This is a genomic window from Rhodopirellula islandica (assembly GCF_001027925.1).
Taxonomy (GTDB): Bacteria; Planctomycetota; Planctomycetia; order Pirellulales; family Pirellulaceae; genus Rhodopirellula; species Rhodopirellula islandica.
Map to the genome: position 1 here is coordinate 533,752 of NZ_LECT01000044.1, position 26,709 is coordinate 560,460.

General features: G+C 57.3%; 17 protein-coding genes and 1 tRNA gene. 10 read left to right on the forward strand and 8 right to left on the reverse strand.

The genetic code is table 11. The annotated features are described in order from the left end of the window. Nucleotides 1-140: 140 nt before the first annotated feature. Genes RISK_RS23260 through RISK_RS23275 form a run of 4 tightly spaced genes read right to left on the reverse strand, consistent with a single transcriptional unit; the run spans nt 141 to nt 5,247 of the window. The gene (locus RISK_RS23260) at nt 141-2,024 is read right to left on the reverse strand and encodes a sulfatase-like hydrolase/transferase (RefSeq protein WP_047816643.1); all 1,884 of its coding nucleotides are present in this window, start codon (nt 2,022-2,024) and stop codon (nt 141-143) included. Between the two features lie 10 nt (nt 2,025-2,034). Beyond that, on the reverse strand, nt 2,035-2,988 hold the full coding sequence (locus tag RISK_RS23265; protein WP_047816644.1) for a glycosyltransferase family 2 protein: 954 nt from the start codon (nt 2,986-2,988) through the stop codon (nt 2,035-2,037). Beyond that, the gene (locus tag RISK_RS23270; protein ID WP_047816645.1) at nt 2,981-4,357 is read right to left on the reverse strand and encodes a lipopolysaccharide biosynthesis protein; all 1,377 of its coding nucleotides are present in this window, start codon (nt 4,355-4,357) and stop codon (nt 2,981-2,983) included. The genes RISK_RS23265 and RISK_RS23270 overlap by 8 nt, the downstream gene beginning before the upstream one ends. After that, entirely contained in the window at nt 4,354-5,247 is an 894-nt protein-coding gene (locus RISK_RS23275) for an FkbM family methyltransferase (RefSeq protein WP_236696603.1), read from the reverse strand. The genes RISK_RS23270 and RISK_RS23275 overlap by 4 nt, the downstream gene beginning before the upstream one ends. A gap of 102 nt (nt 5,248-5,349) precedes the next feature. Here RISK_RS23275 and RISK_RS23280 point away from each other — a divergent pair, with 102 nt between their 5' ends. After that, nucleotides 5,350-7,056, forward strand: a complete 1,707-nt coding sequence (locus tag RISK_RS23280; RefSeq protein WP_047816646.1) for a hypothetical protein — start codon at nt 5,350-5,352, stop codon at nt 7,054-7,056. Here RISK_RS23280 and RISK_RS23285 read toward each other — a convergent pair. Continuing rightward, nucleotides 7,050-8,405, reverse strand: coding sequence for a glycosyltransferase family 4 protein (locus RISK_RS23285; protein ID WP_236696604.1), 1,356 nt, complete (start codon nt 8,403-8,405; stop codon nt 7,050-7,052). The two genes, RISK_RS23280 and RISK_RS23285, sit on opposite strands and share 7 nt — an antisense overlap. 77 nt (nt 8,406-8,482) lie before the next feature. On the opposite strand from RISK_RS23285, the gene dusB reads away from it, so the two are divergent. Further along, nucleotides 8,483-9,577 (forward strand): tRNA dihydrouridine synthase DusB, encoded by a 1,095-nt coding sequence (gene dusB / locus RISK_RS23290; protein WP_047816648.1) that lies wholly within the window; start codon nt 8,483-8,485, stop codon nt 9,575-9,577. A 25-nt stretch (nt 9,578-9,602) separates the two neighbouring features. On the opposite strand, the gene RISK_RS23295 is transcribed toward dusB, so the two are convergent. Beyond that, nucleotides 9,603-10,937, reverse strand: a complete 1,335-nt coding sequence (locus RISK_RS23295; RefSeq protein ID WP_047816649.1) for a nucleotide pyrophosphatase/phosphodiesterase family protein — start codon at nt 10,935-10,937, stop codon at nt 9,603-9,605. Nucleotides 10,938-11,090: 153 nt separating this feature from the next. Here RISK_RS23295 and RISK_RS23300 point away from each other — a divergent pair, with 153 nt between their 5' ends. Beyond that, nucleotides 11,091-12,782: an alanine/glycine:cation symporter family protein gene (locus RISK_RS23300; RefSeq protein WP_047816650.1), complete on the forward strand. Its 1,692-nt coding sequence runs from the start codon at nt 11,091-11,093 to the stop codon at nt 12,780-12,782. A gap of 211 nt (nt 12,783-12,993) precedes the next feature. On the opposite strand, the gene RISK_RS23305 is transcribed toward RISK_RS23300, so the two are convergent. Next, nucleotides 12,994-13,066, reverse strand: a tRNA-Phe gene (locus RISK_RS23305). Nucleotides 13,067-13,237: 171 nt separating this feature from the next. Between RISK_RS23305 and RISK_RS23310 the strand changes: the two genes are divergently transcribed. The 7 genes from RISK_RS23310 (at nt 13,238) to RISK_RS23340 (ending at nt 24,199) form a co-directional block, all read left to right on the forward strand. Further along, nucleotides 13,238-14,236: a hypothetical protein gene (locus RISK_RS23310; RefSeq protein ID WP_047816651.1), complete on the forward strand. Its 999-nt coding sequence runs from the start codon at nt 13,238-13,240 to the stop codon at nt 14,234-14,236. A 212-nt stretch (nt 14,237-14,448) separates the two neighbouring features. Continuing rightward, nucleotides 14,449-15,153 carry a MotA/TolQ/ExbB proton channel family protein gene (locus RISK_RS23315; RefSeq protein WP_047816652.1) on the forward strand — a complete coding sequence of 235 codons (705 nt, stop codon included), beginning with the start codon at nt 14,449-14,451 and terminating at the stop codon, nt 15,151-15,153. After that, nucleotides 15,153-15,638 carry an ExbD/TolR family protein gene (locus tag RISK_RS23320; protein ID WP_047816653.1) on the forward strand — a complete coding sequence of 162 codons (486 nt, stop codon included), beginning with the start codon at nt 15,153-15,155 and terminating at the stop codon, nt 15,636-15,638. The genes RISK_RS23315 and RISK_RS23320 overlap by 1 nt, the downstream gene beginning before the upstream one ends. 70 nt (nt 15,639-15,708) lie before the next feature. Further along, nucleotides 15,709-16,446 (forward strand): ExbD/TolR family protein, encoded by a 738-nt coding sequence (locus RISK_RS23325; RefSeq protein ID WP_047816761.1) that lies wholly within the window; start codon nt 15,709-15,711, stop codon nt 16,444-16,446. A gap of 113 nt (nt 16,447-16,559) precedes the next feature. Further along, the gene (locus RISK_RS23330) at nt 16,560-19,940 is read left to right on the forward strand and encodes an outer membrane protein assembly factor BamB family protein (RefSeq protein WP_047816654.1); all 3,381 of its coding nucleotides are present in this window, start codon (nt 16,560-16,562) and stop codon (nt 19,938-19,940) included. 3 nt (nt 19,941-19,943) lie between these two features. Further along, nucleotides 19,944-22,325: an ABC transporter substrate-binding protein gene (locus RISK_RS23335; protein WP_047816655.1), complete on the forward strand. Its 2,382-nt coding sequence runs from the start codon at nt 19,944-19,946 to the stop codon at nt 22,323-22,325. Continuing rightward, the gene (locus tag RISK_RS23340) at nt 22,307-24,199 is read left to right on the forward strand and encodes a hypothetical protein (protein ID WP_047816762.1); all 1,893 of its coding nucleotides are present in this window, start codon (nt 22,307-22,309) and stop codon (nt 24,197-24,199) included. Before RISK_RS23335 ends, RISK_RS23340 begins: the two co-directional genes overlap by 19 nt. A gap of 142 nt (nt 24,200-24,341) precedes the next feature. Here RISK_RS23340 and ligA read toward each other — a convergent pair whose 3' ends face one another. Further along, nucleotides 24,342-26,489 (reverse strand): NAD-dependent DNA ligase LigA, encoded by a 2,148-nt coding sequence (gene ligA, locus RISK_RS23345; protein ID WP_047816656.1) that lies wholly within the window; start codon nt 26,487-26,489, stop codon nt 24,342-24,344. Between the last annotated feature and the right edge of the window lie 220 nt (nt 26,490-26,709).

A 26,709-nucleotide genomic window follows, 5' to 3' on the forward strand; every position in this document is an offset into this window, starting at 1 on the left:
CTGGGGGGGCCTGCAAGCTGTGTGTGACATCACACGACGAATGGAGAAGATAAGCGGCTTGGGTGGAGCGGGGAAGATATGCCAGTTTGAGATGTGTGTGACGCAGCGGCCCGATCGTTTGTGGGTCACACAACGGTCGTCTATTGCCTGGACTCGCCAAACGCCTGCTGGAGATAGTCATGGAGGACGCGTGACGATGGAAAGCGACTCGGCGAGGCGAGTGAATGTCCTCGCGCATCCTTCAGCCCCAGAATTTGAACCTCAGGCGGCCGCAGGGCCAGTTCGCACTGCAACCCGAAAATCTCGGAATCGATCATCGTTGAGTCAATCAGCAATGCTTGCGGTCTCAAGTAGTCCGCGATGGCGAGGATTCGGGGACGAGGAGATTCCGCTGACAGATCAACACCATCGAAGGAATCGGGATCGCTGACCCGAATTCCGGCGAGGGAGATCAGTGTGGGCAACAGATCCGCGTGACTGGTGTTGAAGCGAATTTCTCGCTGGACGACGTCTGGCCCGAAAACGATGGCGGGAGTTCGAACTTGTGCGGATGAGAGACGAGTTCCGTGGCCGATGGTTCCGTCATCGAGAAAGGATTCGCCGTGGTCGCCCACGATCGCAACGAGTCGGTTTGGATCTTGCAACAACGGGGCAATCATGGCATCCAGCGTTCTGGCTGAGTTTCGATAGCGATTCCAAACCGCTGTTCGCGAATCGGGGCCAAACGGCAAGGGATAGTCCGTGCCCGCCGAAGGGAGGTCTCGCACGTGTTGGGAGTCAACCAGGAACGGTGCGTGTGTGGCGTAGAGGTACAGCACCGCGAGACGAGGCGAGTGTCGTTCGCCCTCTGGCATTCCAGTGTCAGACAGAAACATCTGAGCTGACTCAATGGCACGTTGCTCCGAGGCCAAACCGTCCCGCGGTTCAACCTTGAAGGTGTCGTAGACATCCGAATGGAGGAACGCATCCATTTGAAAGGCGTTCCAGTCTTCGGCGCCGCCGAAGAATCCCAGTTCGTAACCCGCTTGCTCAAACAAACGATTCATTGCGGGAGAGAAACGAACGTCCGCGAGATAGAACCAGATCGCATCCAGGCCGTTGACCAAAGAAAACAGCCCCAGAGAACTGGCGTTGCCACCGGAATGATGGCGGTGCATCCACAGTCCCTGCGTGGCTCGCGAATGAATGTTGGGCATGACCGACGGATGAACCAGTTCGGGTCGCAGCGATTCGACCACGACGAGCAGGATGTCGGGCGGCAGCGGTCGGGTTTCTTGCACCACATTGAAGCGAAACAGGCGGGTGCGTCGCGTGACATCCGCTGCTGTGAACAAAGGAACTGGGATGACCTGTTGTTCGTTCGTCCGCGCATCAGCACCAGGGTCATCGAACCAACCGGTGACTCCCAAGGCATGGCGTGAGGGGGCGCTTGTCATGCTGTTTTGAGTCGACGACCAAGTGACCAATCCTGGGATCGCCGTCATCAGGACACCAAGCGTCCACGCATAGGTTGCTCCACGAATGCTCAGTTGCCAATTTCGGGTCGTGAAGGTTCGAGCCAAGGAATGCACCGACCAGTGGCAGGTCCATCCAATCGCAAACAATCCGGCAATCGAGAATGTCAATCGAAGCAGCATTCCAAGGGTGACATAAGGCACCAGACTTGACACTCGCGTGGAAAACAGATTCCATGCATCGGTGGAAATCAAACGGATTCCAATCCAATGAAAGACCAACAGGTCAGCCAAGACCCACACCCACCACAATGTCATCGAGGCCAAGATCCATCGATGCCACGACAACTTCCAACGACCGAGATACAGCAGAAATGCGACCGGAGCAAAAGCTTGAAAGACTCGCCATGCCGCGATGAAAAGCCCCGACATGGAGGCGTCTGTCTCGCTCGGAACAACAAATCGATGCCCACTTGTTGTCGCCAGCACGGCGCACCCAATGAAGGTCGCCCACAGCAATTGTTGCCAAAGTAAGCGAGCGTCGTCTGGAGGTGTTGGTTGGGGAGACATTCGCAAGGGGTTAGCTCGATTTAGATCGAAGCAATGCGAACAATCGAGGGAAGTGAGAAGCAGCCAAAAGTTTCCACGCGCGCGCGTCCAGGGGCCTTTGACGTGTCAGACGTCGAGCGTGTTTGCGGGCGGTCAACAGGTAGCCTTCTTGAACCGCCGTCCAGGCCCAGGTGCGTTGCCGGTCCCAGGCTGAGCACACTGTCTCCGCGGACGCTTGATTGGTGGACGGGGTGTACGGCAACCCACGATCTGCATGAGCTTTCGCGAGCAGCCGGTCCAGTGCATCCGCTCCGTCGGTCTGCCGAACAAACGACATGTTTTGAGGGTGAACTCGGTAACGGGTGAGCGGTTCAGGCAGGTTCGCAAGGCGGCCGATTCGAGCGAGGCGTAGCCAGAGATCTTGGTCTTCCGCGACGGGGTAATTCAAAGCGAAGCCGCCGGTCTGGATGACTGCCTCACGACGAAGCATGGTGGACGGATGCATGACGCCACCGGCACCCGAAAGCAACCTTGTCTCAATCGCGTCGTGATCGGCGGGCAGGATGGTCACACCATAGGGATCACCTTCGCCGTCGATGTTTAAAACGGCGGAACCAACCAACACGCAATCGGGATGAGCGTCGAGGTAAGCGACCTGCGTTGCGAATCGAGTGGGTTCGGCAACATCGTCAGCGTCAATTCGGGCCAAGTATTGTCCACGTGATTGGTCGATCAAGCGGTTCAGTGAGACCGCCATGCCCGCGTTGCTCTGCCGGATCAGTTGCACTCGACTGTCGTTCTGGGCGGCTTGAAGTGCAACGTCGCAAGATCCGTCGGTCGATCCATCATCGAGGATGAGGAACTCAAAGTTGGCTTCGGTCTGACCCAAAATGCTGTCAATCGTTTCGCCCACAGTCTTCTTCGCATTGAAGACCGGTAGCAGAACTGAAATTTTGGGTGGCGAAGGTGAGTTGGATTCATTCATTGCGATGCCAATCTCGGCGCAGATGGATCCAACCCAGGGTGGAAAGCGGCAGGTAAACGATCGCGTGCATCAGTAGGAAGGCCGCACTGACGCCGACGGCTCCAAACTGAATTCCCATCCCCCAAATCACCAAACCGCTCGTGATGCAGCCAGCCAAGCTGATCGCAAGGTACGGTGATTTTCCATGAGCGTGCAGGTAAATCCATTGGAATTCGATGATCAATGCAGCCCACAGTCCGATGATCAACAATGCGGTCGGCAAGGCCGGCAAGAAACGATGCGCATATCGAAAGTCAATCAGATCCAGCCCGATCACGCCGCTCAAAAAGCAGGCGCCAAGCAACGCCATCAGAGTCGCGGCGACTTTGCCCACTCGGAAGTAGATCCGGTCCAGTTCTTGGTAGTTCCGCTCGGCGATCAAGACACCAAACCGAGGTGTGCGAGTCCGGACCCACGAGGAGCACGCACCACGCAGCGACTGCAGGATGTTCCAGGTCAATCCGAATTGACCCGCCACCACTGAATCTTGGTATCGGAACAACACCGGGAGCATGACATCGGCATTGAAGTAATTGAAAAGACCTTTCAGCATGAGTTTGGACTGAAAGGGCCAGATTTCTTTTCGCCAAGCGATGGATGCACCTGTGGGGCGGCGGGCAAACGTCGCAAAGAATCTTGGGTACCTGCCAAGCAACCAGCCGAGTTCACAAATCAAACGAACGGCGGTTGCCAACGCCGGGATCCAAAGAGCCGCCCCCAGCGGAATGGCGATCCAAACGGCGAGGCTGCCCGCGATGCCTCGTACCAGGTTGAGCTTGTGAATCTCGCGGACTTGGTCGCATCCTTCCAACACCGCGAGAAACGGGATCAGCGCGAAGGCGCAGGAAGACAGGCCAACCAACGTCAACCAGGGTGCACGCCAAACCAATTGGTCCGCTGCCACGTCGTCGGCAAAGAACCACAGCCCAAAGAGACCTGCCAGCAATCCAAAGGAGACGGCGAGTCCAACCTGCATGGCGGTCGAGATGCGCATCAGATGCGTCAATCGCGAGATCGAATCCTCGTCGCCAATCAACCGTCGATCTTCATCGAGATCAAGCTTGCTCCAGAGGTGACTCGTCATCGTGACGATCGTTTGTGGGAACGCCAGTTCAAAGAACATCTGCAGTCCGATCACGGACCAGAAGGTCACGTAGAACCCCTGCATCTCCGGCGAGAAGTATTTGACCACCAGCCAAAGGGTGATCGGGCCGGAAAGAAACTGCCAGTAACGAGTCGCGACGGCGTAGAACGTGGCGCGGTCGACTTCCAAACGGTTCAATGTGCGACGAGGCCAGGATCGTCGTGGTGGCGGTTCACTCGAACTCATGAGAACGTTTGGTTCCCTGAGTCTGCGGGGGGATGGGATTTCACTTGGCGAACGAACACGGTGTTCTCGCCATTTTGTCGGGCGTCAAATTCGTCGGGTGGGAAGCGTTCGGCCATTGCCTTTTCGCAACCGGGGACCCAGCGATCATGGCACTCGATCATGGCAGTCTGCACTCGATCAGCCCACTGCCCGCCGACGGCCAAGACCTCTTTTTCTGCGCCTTCGATGTCCATTTTGAGAAGGTCGATTTTCCCGTCGAAGTACTGGTTCACGACCTCGTCCAACCCAACCGATTCGATCGCGGATGAATCTGTCTCAGCGACTGGGGCGGTTTCTTGATACCGGTATGCCCATGGCTGCGCGTCCTCGGAGATTCGTTCCAGCATCGCATTTCGATGCCACAAACCAACCTGCAGACAATGGATTTGTGGATAGGCCGCTGCGTTTTGTTCCAACACGCGAAAGTTGGAAGGGTCGGGTTCGATCGCAACGATGTTTGCTTTGGGGAATTGGTTCGCGAACCAGACGGACGCCAGGCCGATGTTGGCACCCGCATCGAGGAGCGTGTTCGGCGTGGGAACGTCGATTTTGTACTCCAGATCAAAGAAAATCTGCTCAAAGACGTATTCGTCCGACGTTCCGATGCGAATCGCCACCGGGTGAGTCAGCTCATGCCAGGTGAGCCATGTCAGAGGCTGGGGCTCGATCAAAAGCCGAAATCGCAATCGGATTTTCTCCCCGAGCGAGAGTTTCTGGCCCAGGCGGTCGGCCCGCCACTGGAGGTGGTGATGCAGGGTGTTGGGAACCAAGCATCGACCAAGCAAACGCCAGATTTTGCCTGGTAGAAGGCGTGCGAATCCGCTTGATTCCTTGCCTGGTCGAGGGGGCACTTTTCTTTTCAATCGATCCGCTGTCGTGCTAGGATAGTGCGGCCGTCAAAACGAGTCGCGTTTTGGCCTTGTCGAAGAGACTTTTCTGTCCGAAGGAACCTCATGGTACCCACCGAAGACCAAATGCGAAAACGAGAGACCGGTTCTATTGCCACGTTGTGTGTCGCATGCTTGGTGTCGCTAGGTGGTTTGCTCTCATTCTGTGGCGCTGCGCATGGGTACACGCCCGAGGATCCTGAAATCCAGGCCCTGGTCGATGGCGGTGTCCAATCCCTGCGAACGAACGCACGCCAGAAGACGTTTTACGCGTTGACGACCGCTTTCACGGGTGGATTCGGCGAACATGCGTTGACGGGGTATGCGGCGATGAAGGTCAATCACGACCCGACCGATCCGGTGGTTCAGCAAGGTATTTCTTCGTCGCGGACCTTGGTTTCGAAGCTTGGGGCTCCTGACCCCGGCGGGCACAGCAGCAAAACGGTGTATGCCGTTGCTGCGGCGACGCTGTTGCTCGCTGAAGTGGACGCAGAAAAATACAAGTCGGAACTCAAACAGATCGATCGCTACTTCCGAAACGCTCAATACCGCAACGGTGCCTACGGTTACGTGGGCGAGAAAACGGGGGACGTTTCCCAAACGCAGTATGCCATGCTGGCGCTTTGGACCCTGGATCGAGCGGGAATCCAGATCGATTACAAAGGCGTCGGCCGAACGGTTGGTTGGTTGCTTCGCGTCCAAGACCCAGGTGGTGGATGGCCCTACCAGGGAATTGACCCGGGAGGGAACAATCGGGTCAAGCAAGGTGGTGTCACTCCCTCGATGGCTGTGGCCGGAGGAAGCGCTCTGCTGATCGGGACCGACATCCTCCGGATGTGGGGTGAGAGTTTGGGCGGGGAAGCTTCCGCACTGGTCGGATTGCCCAAAGCCGTGAAAGAATTCAAAGAAGGGCAGAGCCTGAAAAAGGTGGAACGGCCCAAGATGCCGAAAGAACCTGTCGTGGCAGCGATTCAAGCTTGTGAAGGTTATCTGGGCAAAAATTCCGCTGACCCGGGCGTGAAGCGAAGCATCTGGCCCTACTATCAGCTGTACACGCTGGAGCGATACGAAAGCTTTCGAGAGATGGCATTTGAGTCGGAAATCAATCCCAGTCCTGCTTGGTACAACAGCGGCGTCGAGTACCTGAAGGAAGTTCGCAAAGGACCAAGTTGGCCTGGCGGTTCCTATACGACCAGTTCCGTCAGCACCGCGTTCTCGGTTTTGTTTCTGATCCGAAGCACCAAACGGGCCATCGTGAAAGCCAGTTCGGGGACATTGGGAGGTGGGCGATCACTTCCAAAGGACACGACGAAGATTCGGCGGGAAGGTTCGCAGATCAAAGGGGAGCCTGTCGGTGCGTCGGTGTTGGATTTGTTGTCGGCACTCGAAGATGACGGCAACGAAGCACTGGAGGGAAAGTCCTTGCCTGAGGACATGCAGTTGGCGACGGATCCCAAAGATTTGCGTGCTCAACTGGATCGATTGGAACGGCTGGTTCGAGGCAGTCAGTCCTACCAAGCCCGCCGCGTCGCAGCTCGTTTGCTAGGCAAGAGCGATGACATGCGGGTGGTCCCGGCGCTCATCTATGCACTCAGCGATCCCGATCTTTCGGTGCGTCGTTATGCGAGAGATGGATTGCGATTCATCAGCCGTAAATTTGAGGGCTTTGAAATGCCCGACAAACCGACCGAGGTTGAGCTTCGCAAAGCGGAGCGAGCCTGGATGGAATGGTACCTGACGGTGAATCCCAAACACGTTTTCGTGGCTCAGTGAGAGCAATCCGTCGGGGAGGAAATCGAACGACGGATCCAATTCGCGAATTCGGCGGCTCGACCGCCAGCGTCGTGGAAACGATCCAGGTATTCATCCACGCGTGACCAGTCAGTCGCGTCGCGTCGAAATGGCTCTTCGATGCTTTGCGTGAACGTTTCCATGGACTCGTCGCAGGCCACTCCAGCGCCTGATCGAACGAGGAAATCGTCGTGGTCGGAAAGCGACACGATGGGAGTGTGGGAGGCGGCCGCTTGCAGCAGGACGTTTGGGAATCCCTCATGTTCTCGACTTCCGGTCGACACGAACAACTTGGCCGCCGCGAACACGGCCGGCATCTGGGCAAACGGAACCCGGTCAATCAGCTCGACGTTCTCGGGAGCTTCTTGACGAACGCGAGATTCGATGTCGGGGTCGAACGGATTGGCGATCATCTTGAACGACAGATTTGGAAGCTTTTTGGCAGCTTCTAGCATCAGCAAGGGGCGTTTGTGGAAGTCGTCGTAGCGGCCGATCCAAAGAACGTCGAACGGTTGGGTGAACGGTTCCGGCGCCGGCATCGGGAACGGGGGTTGCCAATCTTCGCGATGGATTGGATTGCGAGAGAGCAACCCGTCTCGATCGAACAGTTGCTTCAACCGATCCACTTGCCATTGGCTTTGGCAGACCACATGGTCTGATTGCAGCAAGGCAAATCGACGTGCGGAAGAGGATTCGCCGCATTCATTGCGGTATTCCGTGTCAGTTGCCAGCCCGTCTTCCAAGCCTGCGTTGGAGCGGACGCAAACGAAGCTCGGCGTTTGTTCCAGGGTTGCGGTTGCCACCACTCGCGAACTGGAAGAGCTGACTCCAAATGAGATCCAGACATCGATTGATTTGCCGACCAAGCGGGGGTCCGGTTGGCTGTCGATGGGATCGCGGGATCGAAAAGGACGCGTCACGGCCAGAAGCGGCAATTGCCAGAGCAAGTGAGGGGAGAAACGCTGGATGCGTTTGGATTCCGTGTCGATGCAATCTCCCACCGCGTGGCGAATCGCTCGAAAACGATTGACGCTGATGTCGAGCTTGACCCCTTGGACTTCCGAGGGCCAAGGAATGGAATCATTTCTCGGGCGGTCAGTTTCTAGAAAGCAGATTGGCTCGATGTCTGCTTGGTGGGCGAGGTGCCGTGCCAGTGTCCACATCGCGGTTTCGAGTCCGCCGAATGTCTCACCAAAGCGTGTGGGGGCGGATTGCGTCGCGATCCGGCCATCGCTTGTTTCCGCCACGTTTCGGTGAGCCGCTGCGGGGGGGACAATGGCTGGCAGGGCGTGCCAAGCGACCAGGCCGACGCGAAAAGGCTTTGGATTCATGAACGGGCGATTCGCCAATGATGCAAGGCGACGATAAACTGAGGTGAAAACAAACCGCCGCAAAAATCGACCGTCGAATGATTGAAAAAGACGCCACGCCCGTTTCCGCCCCCACGCGAACCGTGCCGCCGCTTCGGATTGGTGACTTGGTCATCGACCCACCGATTCTGCAGGCGCCCATGGCTGGGTTCACCAACGCTGCGTTTCGCCACATTGTACGTCAATTCGGCGGTGCCGGGCTGTTGGCCACGGAAATGGTCAACGCTCGAGGGTTCGTCTGGCTGGATGAAAACGAAGCCGAACATCCGGATCGATTGTGGGGGGTGGCCGACGAACCCCGGCCGCTGGCAGTTCAGATTTGGGACAACGATCCCGAGACCATGGCCAAGGTCGGTCGCCGGTTGGCAGAGGAGTACCGCGTCAGCGTCGTCGACATCAACTTCGGTTGCCCGGTTCGGCAGGTGACTGAAAAAGCTCACAGCGGAAGCTACCTGCTGCGGGAACCGAGTCGGATGCATGCGATCATTTCGCGATTGGTGGAGGTGTGTGCGCCGACGCCCGTGACGGCGAAAATCCGTTTGGGGTGCAGTCGCGAAAATATCAACTGCAACGAGATCGCACGGGTGGTCGAAGAAGCGGGCGCGGCGGCGCTCACCGTTCATGGGCGGACGGCGGCGGACATGTTCCGTGGCAATGCGGACTGGGAACGGATCAGCGAAATTAAATCGCATCTCCGCAACATCCCGTTGATCGGGAACGGCGATTTGGACAGCGCTGAAAAGGTGGTGGCGGCGTTTGAGTTGTACGACGTCGATGCGGTCATGATCGCCCGCGCGTGCCTGGGCCGGCCGTGGTTGTTTTCGCAAGCGGCGGCGGCGCTGCGGGGCGAACCGATTCCGCCCGAACCGACTCTGCCGGAGCAGCGCGACGTGATGCTCAAGCACTACCAATTGGTGGTCGATCGCTTTGGCGAAGAGAAGGGAACCGTTCTGATGCGCAAATACGCGTGTTGTTATGCCCAAGGCAAGCACGGGGCCCGTTATTTCCGGACTCATGTCGCCAAGGTTTCTTCGGCCGAAGAATTTCATTCGGTGGTCGAGGAGTATTTCCCGCTGCACGACCCCAAGCGGGAGTCGCAGGACGCCGAGAGTGTTTCCAGCGACGCTTGCTAACTCGATTTTAGGGTAGCGAAACTCGTCAAGAGTTTCGTTCGTTGCGGGAAAGCCGAAAGTCTTGACGACTTCCGCTACGAGGAGCTAGGAGCTGCTCAACGTAGCGAGGAAAGCCCTGCATGGTTTCCGGCAGCTCGCTGGGGCCGATGATCAGGGGGCCATCGTTGTGGTCGGCGGGGAGGACGCCGTGGCTGCCACGCACCAGCGTTGGATCGAGCGGGATCACATCCATTTTGTAGCGGAGCCCTGCTTTCTTTTGAGCCAACCGTGCTGCCGCGCGAAGTTTGCTGGTCAGGAACAGTTCGCACGGGTCGTAGCCCGGTTTGCGATGAATGTCGACGGTTCTGGCAAAGTCCGGTGCGTTCGCGTTGTCGAGCCAGTAGTAGTAGGTGAACCAAGCGTTCGGTTCGGCCAACGCGATCAGTTCACCGCTTCGTGGATGATCCAGTTGCAGGTCGCCGGGGGAGACGACCGCGGCGATGCCGGGGGTTTGTTCCAGGGTGCTGCGAACGGTGGGGATGAGTTCGGGGCGGCGGACGTAGACGTGGGCCAACTGGTGATCAGCGACGGCGAAGGCATCGCTTTCGCCAGGCAACATGATTTCGCCGAAGGGGCCGCGGCGGACTTTCAGCCAATCGTTGCGACGCAGGATTTGGTTGATGCCGACGGGGGTGTCGACGGGAACGAGTCCGTATTCACTGACGACAACCACTTGGGCGCCGATTTCGCCGGCGGCCTCGATGACCTTTGCCGCGGCCGCATCGACCTCGGCAACTCGGGCTGGATCATGGTGGGGCAACCGCTGGAAGTCGTAATCCAGGTGAGGCAGGTAGCACAGCGTCAGTTGCGGTTGCTTCTCTCGCATCACAAGTGCGGTGGCTTGGGCAATCCATTCGCTTGAGGCGATGCCGGCGGCGGGGCCCCAGAAACCGAAGAACGGGAAGGGGCCAAGTTTCTCCGTGAGATTGCAGCCAGACCAATCCAGGATGTCAAAGACCTTGCTGCCGTCGCATCCATAGTGAGGTTTGGGCGTGGCCCCGTACTGGGCGGTGGTGGATTGGTTGAACCACCAAAACATCTTGGCCGTTTCGTAGCGATCATAAAAAACGTCGCCTTCAATCAACGTCCGGGCTTGCTGCCAGAAGCGGATTTCTTGGGTGTCGCGGTACAGCCAGCCGTTGCCAACGACTCCGTGATCTCGCGGGGCGAGCCCGGTCAGCATGGTGGCTTGGCTGGTGCAGGTCACGGCCGGAACCGGGCTGGTCCAGGGCCGGTGATTTCCCATCGCGGCCAGGTTGGGCGCGTGGCGAAGCAGTTTGGGGGTCAATCCAACGACGTTCAGAATGCAGAGTTTTGTCACGTAAGGCTACTTTTTTGCGAGTTCATCCGCTTTCGAGCGTTTCTTGGCACATCGCTGGTGACAAACCCCCGACGCGTTTGCGAAGGATTCACTATCCTATGGCCCATCTCCCCATCAGTTTGGTTCGAATCAGTCCTTCGTACAGGAGTCTTCATGTTGTTGTCAAAGCTCGCTCGTTTCAGCTTGCTAAGAATCGCCACTTTAATTGTTGCCCTGTTCGGGGTGGGGGGAGCGGCTGCATTCGCGCAAGAAGAAGTGACCTCGGAGGAGGTGGTGGAGGAGTCGGTCGCTGAACCGGCGTTGGGGCTGGACCAGCAGGTCGATGAATGGTTCAAGCCGATCGCCGACACCTGGGGCGACATTGTTTTTTACAGTGTGGAATTGCCGGGCGTGGGTCCCCTGCCATGGGTTTTGATCTTGCTGGTCGGCGGAGCGTTGTTCTTCACGATCGTGTTTGGGTTCATCAACCTGCGGTTGTTTCCGTTGGCGATCGAGGTGGTCAGCGGGAAGTTTGACGAGATTGAAAAACAAGGCCAGACGATCCCCACGGGGGTTGAGGTCATGGAGGTGGATGGTGACTTGGTCGACACCATCCGTGACGAGGGTGAAGGCGAGGTTTCGCACTTCCAGGCTCTGGCGACCGCGGTTTCGGGAACGGTTGGCCTGGGGAACATCGCGGGTGTGGCCGTCGCGGTTGCCACCGGAGGTCCCGGGGCGACTTTCTGGATGGTCGTCTGCGGTTTGCTGGGCATGTCGACCAAGTTTGTTGAATGCACCTTGGGTGTGAAATACCGCGACGTGGATGCCAATGGTGTGGTCCATGGCGGACCCATGTATTACCTGAAAAAGGGGCTCGCTGAACTCGGGCTGGCACCACTCGGAAAAGTGATGGGCGTGTTGTTCGCCATTTTCTGTGTGGGTGGATCGTTTGGCGGAGGCAACGCGTTTCAGTCCAACCAAGCGGCTCAGCAGATCAAATCCTTGCTGAATTTGCCCGACACTGGGTCCTCCGGAACGATCATCGGTTTGGTGATGGCAGTCTTGGTCGCGATTGTGATCATCGGCGGCATCAAGCGAATCGCGAAGGTCACCGAGAAGGTCGTGCCATTGATGGCGTTGATGTACGTGATCGCGGCACTCGGGATCATCTTGATGCACATTCAGGACGTGCCCTGGGCGATCGGGCAAGTCATTTCCGGTGCGTTTTCGCTGGAGGCTGGCTTTGGCGGATTGCTGGGCGTGATGGTCCAAGGGTTCCGTCGGGCGGCATTTTCGAACGAAGCCGGGGCCGGTTCGGCTGCCATCGCTCACTCCGCCGTGAAGACGCGTTTTCCCGCCTCCGAGGGCATTGTGGCGTTGCTGGAGCCGTTCATTGACACGGTCGTGATTTGCACGATGACCGCGATCGTGATCGTTTTGTTCAACGCAGACAATTCGTTCGAGTGGGGGCAGGTCGAGTCCAGCATGGTGCTGATCGACGGTGCTCGTTTGGGTGGGGTGGATTTGACCTCGGCCGCGTTTGACAGCGTGTTGCCCGGTTTTCGCTACTTGCTGACGATCGCGATCATTCTGTTCGCGTTTTCGACCATGATTTCCTGGTCTTACTACGGTCTGCAGTCGTGGAAGTATCTGTTTGGACGCAGCTTGGCAGCGGACTTGTCCTACAAATTGCTGTTCTGCGTGGTGGTGGTGATCGGAGCGGCGGTTTCGCTAGGGTCTGTCATCGATTTCTCGGACGCGATGATCTTTGCGATGGTCTTTCCCAACATGATTGGGCTGTTCCTGCTGTTCCCGAAGGTTCGCGACGAACTGAGCAAGTACCTGGAAGCCATCGGCAGAAAGTAGCCGGTTGGCCTGCGTGCCAAGTGAAACAGGCCGCCGGGGCATCTCGGCGGCTGGTGGGGAATCCGGTGATTGCCGATTCACCCCGGTATTCGTTCCGCGGGGGGGGGGAAGGCTGGAATTGATTCAAACCGAGGTTTGATTCCAAGCGGCGGTTCGCCGCGATTGAGAAGCTCTTTCATCGTCTGCGTGGTGCAGTGGTGAAAGGCGAAAGTGGTTAGAGGCGGGCTCGAACCGCCGACACCGGCCTTTTCAGGGCCGTGCTCTACCAACTGAGCTATCTAACCGTGATTTGGAGGCAAATTGCCTCACAAATGTTACCGTTTGCTTGCGCCAAAGAACAAGTTCCTCGGCGACAAGGTAGGAAAGTACGCTATGATGGGTGTCGTCGTCAATCGGCCTCTTCAAAACACTTTTCCTGGCCAACGATTTGGTCGTTCCTTGCTCAAGGACTGAATATGGCTTCTTCCGATCAAAATGTGATCGACGAACCGCAGATCGACGAAAAAACGACTTCCACGAGCAACGACGGTGCGTCGCAAGGGGCGGGGTCTGTCAGTTCAGGGGGCATGTCGGAGATTCAGAAGCAGCGTTTGGAAGAACGGGAGCGTTTGCGGACCAGCAAATTCGACGTGGTGACCTCGCTGTTCATGTCCCTGATTTTGTTCATCGGGGCTTTTGTCGTGATGTTGTTCATCGTCTGGCTGACGATGCGAATGCCAGAGAGAGTGAAGTCTTTCCCGCCCATTGAAGAAAATGCGGCCGGTCGTGCCGACAATGCCGAAGGTTTCGAGCGTGACTTTGAGCCGCCAGGGGCGGAAGAAGTCGAGGAGCTGATGGAGCCCACTCTGCAGGACACCATCGAAGCGGTGACTGACGCGGTCAGCAGCGTCGCTGGTGCCTTGGACACGATGAACACCAGTGCCACAGCCAGCACCGCGGGAACGGGCAAAGGGGACAGCCGTCCACCAGGGCCCGAGGGTGAAGGCGAAGACATCATCCCTCGATTCGAGCGTTGGCAATTGAATTTTTCGGCCAAAGGGCTGAAGCCCTACGCCAGCCAATTGGATTACTACAAAATCGAGCTCGGTTCCATCGGTGGATCAGTCCAAGGGGTCGATTACGCGAGCGACTTGGCTGGCAAGCCGAAGTCGCGGCACGTCGACGACAGTGAGGCTGAAAAGCGTCTGTATTTCATGTGGACGACGCCCAGCCCGCTGATGCAATTCGATCGGACGTTGCTGACTCAGGCCGGAATCAACGTCAACGGCCGTCAGATGCTGAAATTCATCCCGGAACAACTCGAGAACGAATTGGCTCATATCGAACTGGAATACGCCAGGGAAAAAGGGCATCCCAGCGTCGTTTCCATTGCCAAAACGGTCTTTCAAAGCACTGCCAGCGGAAGCGGGTACCAATTTGAGGTGGTCGAACAACGCTATCGCAAAGGCAAATGACGTGAAATTTCGAATCGGGTAACCACAATGGAACGCGGCAGCCTCCGTTGTCTCCACTCCTCGTTCCCATTCTCCGCTCACACCTGATCGTGAGATTCCCATCGCGGGAATCAACGCGGACTGACACTGACCAGACTTGTCTCGTCAGCGAGACGCCCAACCGAATCCCAACCAAACAATCGCATCACTCTGAAAGTACATAGGACAAAACGTTGTTGCTCGCTGAAACTTCGCTGTACGAAATCATCTCCAACTCAACGTACCTGGCGCTGGCTGCCGTTGCACTTTGGGGGCTGTATCAGATCGTGATCGTGTGGACCCGGGTCGGTCAGAAACGATTCAAGACGGAAGAACAACAGGACGCGTTCATGGACGACGTCGAGCAGATGCTGCGAGCGGGCGACTACGAAGGTGTTCACGAATACTGTGACGGAGACGTTCGAGCGATCCCACAGATGATCGACATGGCCGTCGTCAATCGCGAAGAAGGGTTCAAACGCGCCAAGCAAATCATGATGGACCGCTTTCAACGCGACGTGATGAGTGACCTCGAGTACCGACTCAGCTGGGTCAGCACCGTCATCAAAAGTGCTCCCATGATCGGGTTGTTCGGGACGGTGTTCGGAATGATGGGAGCGTTTAAAACGCTGGCCACCGCCGAGCAGGTCGAACCATCGGCGCTCGCCGGCGACATTCAAGTCGCGTTGGTGACGACCGCCAGTGGTTTGGCGATCGCGATTCCACTGATGTTGTTGGTGGCCACCGTGATGATTCGAATTGCGAAGATGGAAGATTTGCTCGGATCCGGTCTGCAGCGGTTCTTCGAAGCGTTCAAAGTTGGGCTGGCCAAGTCACAAGGTGCCGCTGCCAAAAACGGTGCCTCCGCTAGCGCCGAAGTCACTGCTGGGGTGCGATGATGAGTCAGGGATTCATTGACGACGATGAGGATGACGAACCAGCGCTGCCTCGGAAGAAGCGACCTGAGGAGGAGATGGACATCACGCCGATGATCGACATCACGTTCCTGTTGCTGATCTTCTTTGTGGTCGCTTCCAAGATGGATCCGACGCAAACGGGAAAGATTCCGGAAGCCACCAACGGCTTGGCCATTTCGGCCAAGGATTCAGCGGTCATTTTCATTGAGCCCGCCGGCGGTGATTCTCCCGCGATTTTGCGTCGCTACGACGGCAGCGAATTCAGCAAAGACGAAGAGACCGCAACCAGCGAGATCGTTGAATACCTGACTGGCGAATTGGAAAAGTCCATCGGAACGAACAAGAACCAAGTGATGTTGCTCGGGGACGCCGAGGTGAAGGTGTCCGAGGTCACCCGGGTTCAGAAAATCGTCGGGGATGCGTTTCAAGATTTGGAATTCACCTACATCGCCGTTAAAGAACAGTAACCCGCATCCGTTTTGAGTGACAAAGATGTCAATCCAATTTGAGTGCCCTTCCTGCGGTGAGTCACGTCTTGTGAACGAACGCTTGGGCGGACGAAAAATTCGATGCCCTGGTTGCGATTCACCGATCACGATCCCGGAAGCTCCCGTTGTGGCGGAAGCCGAACCGGTTGAGGTGGAGCTCGTGGAAGCGGAACCGATTGCGATGGATGCCTTCGAAGCGGAGCCCGTCGTCGAAGCCACGGTGGGTGCGGAAGCCGAAGAGGCGGGGTTCGGCAGTCCCGCTCACGCCGCAATGCGCGACGAGCTCGCGGCCGTTTCAGAGGGCGTGGAGCCCGCCGCGTTCAACCTGGACGACGATGACGATGCCCTGCCACCGCGTAAAAAACGTGACGACGGTGAACTCGACATGACACCGATGGTCGATGTGACGTTCTTGCTGCTGATCTTCTTCATGGTCACGGCGAGTTTCTCGTTGCAGAAATCGATTCAAATGCCTCGCCAGCAATCCGAACTTCCCAGTACGAACAACGACCCAGAAGAAACGGACGAGAAGGATCCGGTCGAGCTGGAAATCGACGAGAACGGCGGCTTCCTGGTTCTCGCTCCCGAGTGGGAAAAAGAAACACCCGGGAAGCAGAATCTGATCAGCGCCCTGAAAGAGGCGGTGGGCGACAATCGGGATGGCATGCAGTTGAACATCAAGATTCACGAAAACGCCAAGCTCCAGTTTCTGGTCGATGGCATGGACGCTGGCACCATCGCTGGCTTCGCCGCCCTGCAGGTCACCGAAGTCGACGGTTTTGATTGACGCTTTTCTTGACGCTCGTCCCCACCACCAGCACGTTGGCGAATTCCCCACGTCGGCGTTTGTGATTCTTTGACTCTTGTCTTTTCTCTCCACCAACAGAACCCACCGGCTCGATGGTCGGCGGTTTCACAATCAACAACATGCTTGCAAACGAACTGATTGACCAACTGGAACGGCGGGGTCTCTTGGACCAAGAGATCATCGAGGCGTTGCGGGAACAAATGTCGCAAGGAGGCTCACGCGTGACGCCCGAAGCGGTGGCCAAGCTGTTGGTCGACAATGGCCAGCTGACACGATTCCAAGCGACCAAGCTGATTGGCGAACTGCGCAGTGAGTCATACGATTCCGAAGCTGCGGAAGTGGTCGATGGCGAGGAGGATCTGACAGCACAACTGATCGATGACGACGATGTTCCCGAAGCCATCATCGAAGACGACGACCCGTTCGGTGACAATCCGGTCGAAGTGGAAGCCGTTGTCGCGGAACCCGTCGAAGTGGTTGCCGAAGCGGATTCGATGGGGGACGCACCATCGCGCGGTCGCCCGTCCTCCTCTCGGATCAAGAAACCTGAGACCAAGTCGACTTGGGACTCATTTAAAATCTACGGCTACTTGGGAATCATTGGATTCTTGATCATTGCCGGCGGTGTGCTTTGGTTCGTGCTTTCGAAGGGCAACGCGGACGAGTTCATCGCGCTCGCCAACAAACAATACGACAGCCAAAGCTATCAGCCGGCTCAAGACGCTTACATCGCTTACCTCGATCAATTTGGCGAAAGCAGCCAATACTCTTCGCTGGCTCGAACGCGAATCACGATGTGCGAGTTGTTTCGTGCGGAGCAGATGACCGATCCGGTGGCTGGGTTGGAAATGGCGAAAGAAAAGTTGCCAACCGTTATCAACGAGGAGGCAATGAACGATGAACGTGGCAACCTGGCAGGTTTCCTCGTTGACGTCGCCGAAAACATCGCGAAAGAGGCTGAGTTCGCCAAGGAAACCGAAGAGAAACGACGCCTGCTGGAGCGACTCGATGAGCAACAAACGTTGATTGACAACCCGAACTACATGTTGTCATCGATGAAGACGACTTTGTCGGGTCGGTTGTTGCAACTCTCAGAGGCTCGCAACCGCGTCAAACGAGAAATCGATCGCAACGTTCGCCTGGACGAGACGGAAGCGGCGATGCAAGCCGCACTCGCGGAAAAGAAGACCAAGGAAGCCTACGACCAACGTGATTCGTTGCTGCGTGATTTCCCTGAACTGGCCAAGGACTCACGCTTGGTGACGTTGGTCGAGGAGGCCAGCGAGATCCAGCAAACATTGGTCAAGCCATCGGCGAAGACACCCGAGATCAGCACGGACCCTGCCGGAGATGCCGCGCTGCGGTCCATCGTGTTGACCACGCGCCAAGGCAATTCGATTCCCGGCATTGAAGACGAGGTCTTCTTTCTTCGTGCGGGTGGATCGGTGTTGGCGTTCGCAGTCGACGACGGTCGCTTGTTGTGGCGTGATTACACCGGACAAGGCGAAGACTACACGCCGTTGCGATTGGACGATGGCACGGCGGTTTTGTTGTCGGACATGGCCAACGATGAAATTCGTCGCTGCCGTGGAGAAGACGGCGAAGTGGAGTGGCGTGCGAAAATCGGCGAACCGTTTGTCGAACCCGTTGCCGGACGCGATTCCATTTTGGTGACGATGAAGTCCGGGACGCTGGCCGCGATGGATTCGGATTCTGGCGACGTCAAATGGTCAACGGATCTGTCCCAGGAATTGTCGACGCCCGCCGGACTCGATGACACTCTGAATCGGATTTACATTCCCGGCAGTCACAGCAACCTGTACGTGCTCAACGCACGCGATGGCAAATGCATCGAGAGTTTGTATCTCGAACACGATGAAGGAACGATCGCGGTCGCTCCCGTGTCCTTGCTCGGCCACGTGTTTGTGATCGAAAACACGGGCAGCGATTACGCTCAAGTTCACGTTTTGAAAGTCGATGAGAACGGCGAGAACATCAAAATTGCTCAGAGTCCATTCCGGTTGGATGGCAACGTGGTGGTTCCACCGATTGTTCAGAATCGTCGTCTGATCGTGTTGACCGATCGCGGCCAAGTGGCGGTGTATGACATCGAGCCAACCTCGGAAAAAGATCAGGTCTCGTTGATCGCTCAGCAGGTCGCCGCGTATGACAAACCCACGCTGACTCGGATGGCGGTCGGACGCAGTCAAATGTGGATCACGGGCACACGAATTGGTCGCTACGAGTTGCAGATCAACACGGGGCGAGTGGTTTTCAGTTGGGGGAAAAGTGAAGGTGACACCTTCATCGGCCAACCATTGTCGCTCGAAGATGTGCTCGTCCACGCTCGCGTCTTGAAAGGCACCTCTGCGATTCGCGTGACGGCGGCCGAACCCAAGACGGGGAACATGCTGTGGCAAACCGATGTGGGGACCCCGATCGCGATGATCACGCCTGCACCGGAAAGCGGTTTCCATGCCGTGACCAGCCAAGGAGCCTTGTTCGAGTTGACCTCGGAATCACTGGCGACGGGCTCGACGCAGGGCCCGATTGAGAACCCCGGTGCCAAGGGGATCTCCATGAGTTTCCAAAACCCAATCGCGGTGGACGACGTTCGCCGCATCCTGTTGAACCAAGCCCAGAAGGGCGAAGCGTTGATCTACGACCCGACTCGTCGAAGTGAGAAGCTTCGCAAGGTCACATTCCAATTGACGGGGCCCAAGCCAACCGGCGTGGCAACGTTCAGCGGTGGTGGTTTGTTCTTGCCGCTCGATACCGGACGCGCGGTGTTGATGGATTGGCAAACGGGGCGTGTCAAAGGGGCACCGTTCCAACCGGCCAGCGACCCCACGGCGACCGTCGAGTGGACCAACCCCATCAACAGTGCTGCGGACCCGGACCAAGTCTTGATCGCAGACAGTCGTAAAAAACTGTACCGGTTGCGAGTCGGCGACCAAATTCGAGAGTTGTCGAGCGTTGATTTGGAGTCGCCTTTCTTAGGAACCGTGGCGGGTGTGGAGTCGAGTCTGCTTGGCAGTGTCAGTGGTCCAGCCTCGGACTTCTTGGTGGGGCATGACCAGACCGGTCTCGAGCAAACCTTCAAGAAGGTCTTGGATGGACGTGTTGTTTGGGGACCCGTTGCGGCCCAATCCGAATCCACTGGCGAGATCGCATTGGTGATCACGGATGACCAAGTGTTGCGAGGCTTCAGTGCCTCGGGCGAACCTCTCTTTCAAACGCAAATGCCTGAAGCCGGTCAGTTGGTTGACCGGGTCGTCTCGATTGGTGGACGCTGGGTTTTGACGGGGAAAGACGGTTGGTTGACCTCGATCGATCCCGCTTCGGGCAACGTGGTTGGGACAACGAAACTTGGCCAGCCTTTGTCGGCCGGTCCTTTGCCGGTGGGCGATAAGCTGCTGGTCCCGGGCACCGAAGGTGTCGTTTACATCACGAACATTCCCGGTGACGCCTGATCCATGCACTTCCAGTCCTTGATGAATTCCAACGTGTTGCATTTTCGACGACCTCGCCGCCTTCACCGCATGGTTCGGAACAGCATTCTGTTCCTGATGCTCTGTGTTTTGGGTGCAACCAGTGCGCAAGCTCAGTTGCTCAACTACGCCGACTCTGGCCGGCCGGAAGCTCCCGGTTTGGAGCTGTTGCAAGAAGAGCCTCATGACCTGATCTTCTTCACGGAAAAGGCCGGTGGCGGTTGGGTGAAAACTCGGTTGCTGGAGTTGCCGAGGCGAGAGATGCCAGCTTCCCCCAGTGGGTCGTTGAAGTTCAGCATTGTCGGTGTGGAGCAGCAGGAGTTTGTTGCCAAATGGACGGACATCCAGAACATCGACTTTTGGGAAACACGGCTCGAACGAGAGACGGCGGAACGGATCAAGGCGGGTGATTTCGTCGGTGCTTATCCGTTCCTGTCCGTGCTGATTCGTGACTACCCGGCTCGGCCTGGCATGCGTCAATTGCGGACTGAGTTCCTGTGGCGAGATGCGGGGCGACGCGCTAAGAATCGAGAGTTCGGTGCGTCACTGGCCATGCTGGAGGAGCTGCGTCGCTACGCTCCCGAATACAAAACACAAACGGTGCTGACCGCGATCGGCGCGTTGACGGATCAACTGATGGAACAACTCGTCAGCGATGGCAAGTTGGAGTTGGGCCAGCAACTGCTGGCTCGATTGGAACAGGAGTACCGGGGCCAGAATCTGTCTTCGATCAAGAAATGGAACGCTCAATTCCTGTCGATGGCGGAAGACAAACGGGACCTCGCCTTGGCGGCATTGGAAGCGAAGAACTACCGCGACGCACGCAAGTTTTCGCGCGAAAGCATTTTCCTGAAACCGGACATCGAAGGCGGCACGGAACTGGTTCGCAAAGTCGACCAGATCTACCCGCTGGTGAATGTCGGTGTGCTCCAAACGGCCACCGTGCTGGACCCGACTCGCTTGGACAACTGGGCCGCGCGTCGTGCTGGGCGGTTGCTGTACCGTGTCCTGTTTGAGATGCAGGGGGCCGGTCCCGAGGGTGGCGAGTACGAGTTCATTTTCGGCGACACCGAGCAGAGCCCTGACCGTCAGCGGTTTTCGATGTTCATTGAACCCGAGCGTTTGCCGGAACCGCTCAACAAGGTCGATGGCTTTTACCTCGCGGATGTTTTGGCGGAACGCGTCCAATCAGAATCACCGACTTACTTCTCGCCTTGGGCGGCCGCGGTTCAGGCCATCGGGCTGGACGGTCCCAAGCGGATTGACTGCATTTTGCGTCGTCCCAATGTGCTTCCGTCGGCGCTGATTCAGGTCACTGTCGATGGGTCCTGGTTCGGTGGCGAGCCTGGATCGCCGACGGGGGACTATCGCCGAGATGTCGTCGAAGGCGACGTGGTGCGGTACGTTCTCAAAGGCGAGCCTCGCACCGAATTGCAGCCTCGAGAAATTGTCGAGATTCGAACCGAATCCGCCGCCGAAGGGGTCAGTAAACTGCTGCAAGGCGAAGTCGACGTGTTGGACCAACTGTTCCCCGCCGATGCCGTGCGGTTGTCCAGCAACCGGAAGGTGCGAGTGGTCAATTATCCCTTGCCCAGCGTGCACATGCTGGTTCCCTGCAGCGACCACGAGTACCTCGCCGACAAGACATTCCGACGTGCGTTGGTGTACGGCACGAACCGCGAAGACATCCTCAACGGCGAGTTGTTGGAAAGCTTGGAAGTGCCTGGTTGCCGCGTGCTCTCCGGTCCTTTCCCTGCCGGGCTCGAAGACAATGACCCGCTCGGTTACGCCTACGACCAATCCATCGCACCTCGCAACTATGAGCCTCGTTTGGCGAAGTTGCTGATGACGATGACGACCAAACAAATGGAATCCGAGGCATCGCGCAAGAAGGAAAAACCACCGGAGCTGAAGCCGATTCGATTGGCGTTTCCGCCGGAGAACCTTTCCCGGATCGCTTGCGAGGCCATTCGCAGCCAGTGGCAGTTGTTGGGGCTTGAAATCGAGCTTGTCGAACTGCCGGTCGGTCGCGCGTTCCCGGATCCTGGCACCGCTGACATCGCCTATGTTTCCGCGGCCGTTTGGGAACCGATCATTGACGCTCGACGAGTGTTGGGCCCCGAAGGCATGGCCGGCAGCACCGATCAATTGGTTGGTTTGGGGCTGCGTCGATTGGAAGAGTCAAAGAACTGGCGCGACGCTCGAGATCGTTTGTTAGATTTGCACGCGATCGCTCACCACGAATTGCCCGTGTTGCCGTTGTGGCAATTGGTTGATTCTTATGCCTACAGCCGAGAACTGCTGGGTGTGGGTTCCGACATCGTGTCGCTGTATCAAAACGCTGAGAAATGGCGGTTGAGTCAATGAGTATCGCAACCTTGTTTTCTGATTTCCGTTTTCTGCCACGGTGTGCGATTGGACTGATCGTCTTGTTCGTGACGTTCGGATCGCTCGCGTCTGCGCCGGCTCAGGAATCGGGTGCCGAAACCACTGTCGTCGCGGATGCCAATGCAGAGGCTGATCCCGAGGCGGAGGCCGAGCCTGAGGAGCCACCACCGTTCGACTTTGCCCCTTACCGAACCTTGATTTGGGTGGCCTCCGATTCGCCGCGTGTGTCTGCCGACACGTTACGAGACGATTTGCAGAAGGTGCTGGATCGCGATTTTCATGCGGTGTGGCGAACGACGATTGCCGACGCACCCACGTCCGTTGCCTCGATGGCAATGCGCGTCCTGTCCGAAGTCGACTTCGACACGTTGGCTGCCACCGACCCGGTGATCGCGCTCAAAAAATCTCACAATGACGCGGTTCGAATTCGTTTCGCAGGCGATGTGGGACGTTACGCCTCCAGCATTCTGACCACGCCAGGACGCATGGAAGAGGTGCGTTCGCGATTGGTTGGCGATCCAGGTTCCCCCAAGAATGCTTGGTTGCAAATCCTGCATCCGGTGGAGGGCGATGCGGTCGCGCTGAAAGAAGCATGGGCGACCGAGACCACGGAGGCCATCTTGGTCTCTCGCGGGATGGCGGAAACGCTGACGGAGCCCGAAGCCAAGATCATCGTGCCGCCGATCACTGGCCAAGTCATTGATGCCGCCCAAGCCTATGACAAGATCTTCATCGTTCGAATTCGAACGGCGACCACGCCCATGAAGGTTGAAAGCGTGGAATTCGACACACTGATGCGGTACTTCGGTGACACATCCAGCGCCACCGTGTCGAGTTTCAATCTGTTGCCCGAAGTGGTTGGCTCGACATTGCGAGATGTGTTTGCTCCCGTCGCTCGGATTGATGATGCGGGGAAGAGCAACGCGGTGGGATTGGTGCGAGCATCCGGCTTGGTGACAGACAAGGAATCGCCTGCCCTCGTCCAGGTGGGCGACGTGTTGGTGCCGATGGTTCGCAAGGACGATCGCAACGGCAATCCGATTTCGATTGGGCCGCTCGACTGGGCCTACTTGCTGGCGAAAGAGTTGGATGGCAGACGCGTCAAGATGGATTTCCATGCAGGGCGTGCGGGCGGTTTGCAAGGTCGCAAGAATGCCAGGACGCACCGGATGGGACTGCGGATTCGGCCGCGGAAGGACCAGACCCTGTTGCGTTTGCATGCCAAGGGTGACCCCAATCAGCCGCTGATTGGATACGAGATCTACGAAAAGGAACTGGAAGGCAAAAGCATGACGTTCATCGGACGCACCGATTGGAACGGTCGCTTGGATGTCGAGTTTGCCAAGGACCAGCCACTGCGTTTGCTGTATGTCAAGAATGGTGGAGCGGTGTTGGCTCGATTGCCGATGGTCCCCGGGCACCATGCAAATGCTGTCGCGGATCTTGCCGGCGACGACATGCGGTTGCAGGCGGAATCCTACATCCGTGGCGTTCAGAACTCGATCATCGACTTGCTGGCGATTCGTGAATTGTTCAAGGCTCGGATCATGATGCGGCTGGAACGAGGAGACCTCGAATCGGCCGAAGAGTTGTTGGAGGTGTTGCGGAACCAACCGACCAATGAACGGCTCGCCAATGACATGGGCAAGCGTCAGACCGAATTTATCAAAGCGATCGGCAAGAATGCCAATCAGCAACGCAAGGTCGACGAGATGTTCAGCGTGACCCGTGAGTTGCTGACCAAGCACATCAGCCCGAAGCTGGTGCGTGACTTGGAAGAGGCTGTGATCGAGTCCAAGGAAAATGGCGGCAAGCTGCCGTCGAAGTCGGACGAGGAAGCTACAGCAGAGTAGAACATTTGTCCCCAAATGTTTGCGTGACGGGTTTCTGTCTTCGAGCAGCGAGACGCGAATGGTTACCAATGGGATGGGGGGCGACGTGGCTTGACGTTCGAGAAATGCTCGACGGAACAGTAGGGGACAACTGTTCTACTCTTCAGCCTGGAAAGGCTGACGTACGTTTTTCGTGATCGTCGGTTTCGTACCGTGAACGAAACTCCTCTTCGCTGAGGACTTCGACGCCCAGCGATTCCGCTTTGGTGAGTTTGCTGCCCGCTTTTTCACCGGCGATCACAAAGTCGGTTTTCTTGCTCACGCTGCTCGCTGCCCGTCCGCCCAGTTCTTCGATCCGAGCTTTGATTCCGTCGCGGGTGTAGTGCTGCAGCGTCCCTGTCGCAACGATGTTCTTGCCTGCCAATGGCCGGTCTTCCGTGTCGTCTGGTGATTCAACTGGCTCGGGGCTCGACATGGTGACGCCCACTGCGTCCAATTCCGCCAGCGTTTGCGAACCCGATTCGCTGTGGATGAATTTAAGGAGGCTTTCGGCGATTCGGTCACCGATTTCATGAATCGCAGCGAGGTCCTCTGCTTTCGCCGAACGCAGCAGATCCAGGTTCCAGTACTTTGCCGCAATCAATTTGGCGACGCGAGGTCCGATGTGGCGGATGCTGATCGATGACAGCACACGGGCCAACCCACGCGTGCGGCTTTCGTTGATCCCCGCGACAAGGCTCTCGGCATTTTTGCGACCGAATTGAACTTCGATCATCTCGTCGCCCTTGCCCTTTCGCAGTCGTGGCCAAGTCAACTCCGCAAGTTCATCGACTTTCAATCGGTACAGGTCAGCGTAGTTTTCGACCAGTTCCTTTTGCAGCAACAGATCGACCACCTCTTCGCCCAAACCATCAATGTCCATGCCCGCTCGACTGCCGAAGTAAACCAGTCGTTGGCGAAGTTGAGCGGGGCATGCCGGGTTGGTGCAGCGGATGTAAACGCCGCCCTCGTCACGTGTGAGTGGTTCGTCGCACCTTGGGCAATGAGTTGGGAATTCAAATTTGGGAAGCGGTTTGGTGCGAGCATGTTTTTCAACCCGCACGACCTTGGGGATGATCTTGCCGGCTTTCTCGACGACCACCGTGTCGCCGACACGAACGTCCAACCGTTCGATCTCGTCGGCGTTGTGAAGCGAGGCTCGCGAGACGGTGGTGTCGGCAATGTCGACGGGCGTCAGGTACGCGACCGGCGTGATCGTGCCGGTCTTGCCGACTTGGACATCGATTGCTTCGAGTGTGGTGATGGCTTCGTAGCGTTCGAACTTGTAAGCGATCACCCAGCGCGGACTCTTGCTGCGAACGCCCAGTTTTTCGCGTTGCTCGAACGAGTTGACTTTGAACACGATGCCATCGATCTCAAATGGCAGGTCGGGCATTTCCAGTTCCAGTTTCGCAATCGCTTGGAGGGCGTCCTCCTTGTTCTCAAAGCGAACAACATCCGGTGCGATGGGAATGCCCAGTGCCTCGACATGCTTGAGGAACGTCATGTGATCAGCGGCTTGAACGCCGACCAGTTCGCCGCTGCCGTGACAAAAGAATCGAATATTTCGCGAAGCTGCGATCTTGGGGTCGAGCAAGCGGATCGTGCCCGCCGTAACGTTGCGTGTGTTCTTGAACGGTTCGTGACCGGCTTCGGTTTGGCGGACATTGAGGTCGGCCAAGTCGGCGTCGGTCATGTAGAGTTCGCCGCGAACTTCGAGAACCTCAGGGACGTTTCCACCGGCAATTTCGGGATGGGCGCGAGCGGCATCGGCGATGGACCGAGGCAATTCGCGAATCGTACGAATGTTGTGAGTGATGTCGTCGCCGACTTGCCCGTTGCCTCGTGTGAGAGCCAGTGCCAGTTCCCCGTTTTCGTAACGAATCGAACCCGCGACGCCGTCGATTTTGTATTCCATTGTCCAGGCAACGGATTCGCCTTCGAGCGATTTTTCAATTCGCTCCATCGCCGCCGCCAATTCTTCGCGGCTGTACGTGTTGTCGATCGACAACATTGGGACTCGGTGAGGAACCTGGACCAGTTGATCGACCACCGCGCCACCGACCAACTGGGTCGGTGAATTCGGCTGGCGAAGTTCGGGGTGTTCGTTCTCGAGTTGGTTGAGCTCGGCCAGCAATTGATCGTATTGCAGGTCGGTGATCTCAGGAGCCGCGTCGTCGTAGTACAGACGATTGTGGTGATTGATTTCGTCGACGAGTTGTTGAACGCGGCTGGCAATGGAATCGGAGGCCACGAAACGATCCTGGGGCATGAGAGAGTCACCAATGTTCTCGGCGGACCGAGCGGGCCATTCATTGTCCGTTTGCCACCCGCTGTTTCTAGGCCCCTTGATGGAAGAGGTCGGGCGACGCCGTTCAGGCGTACGCGAGGGTGAGGGCCGGGCACGGGAGACGGCGTGAATTGCCCTCCCTCGGAAATCTCGCTTTTCGACTCCTCCCGTCTCCAACCGGCTTGTCGATTTGAGTCATCAA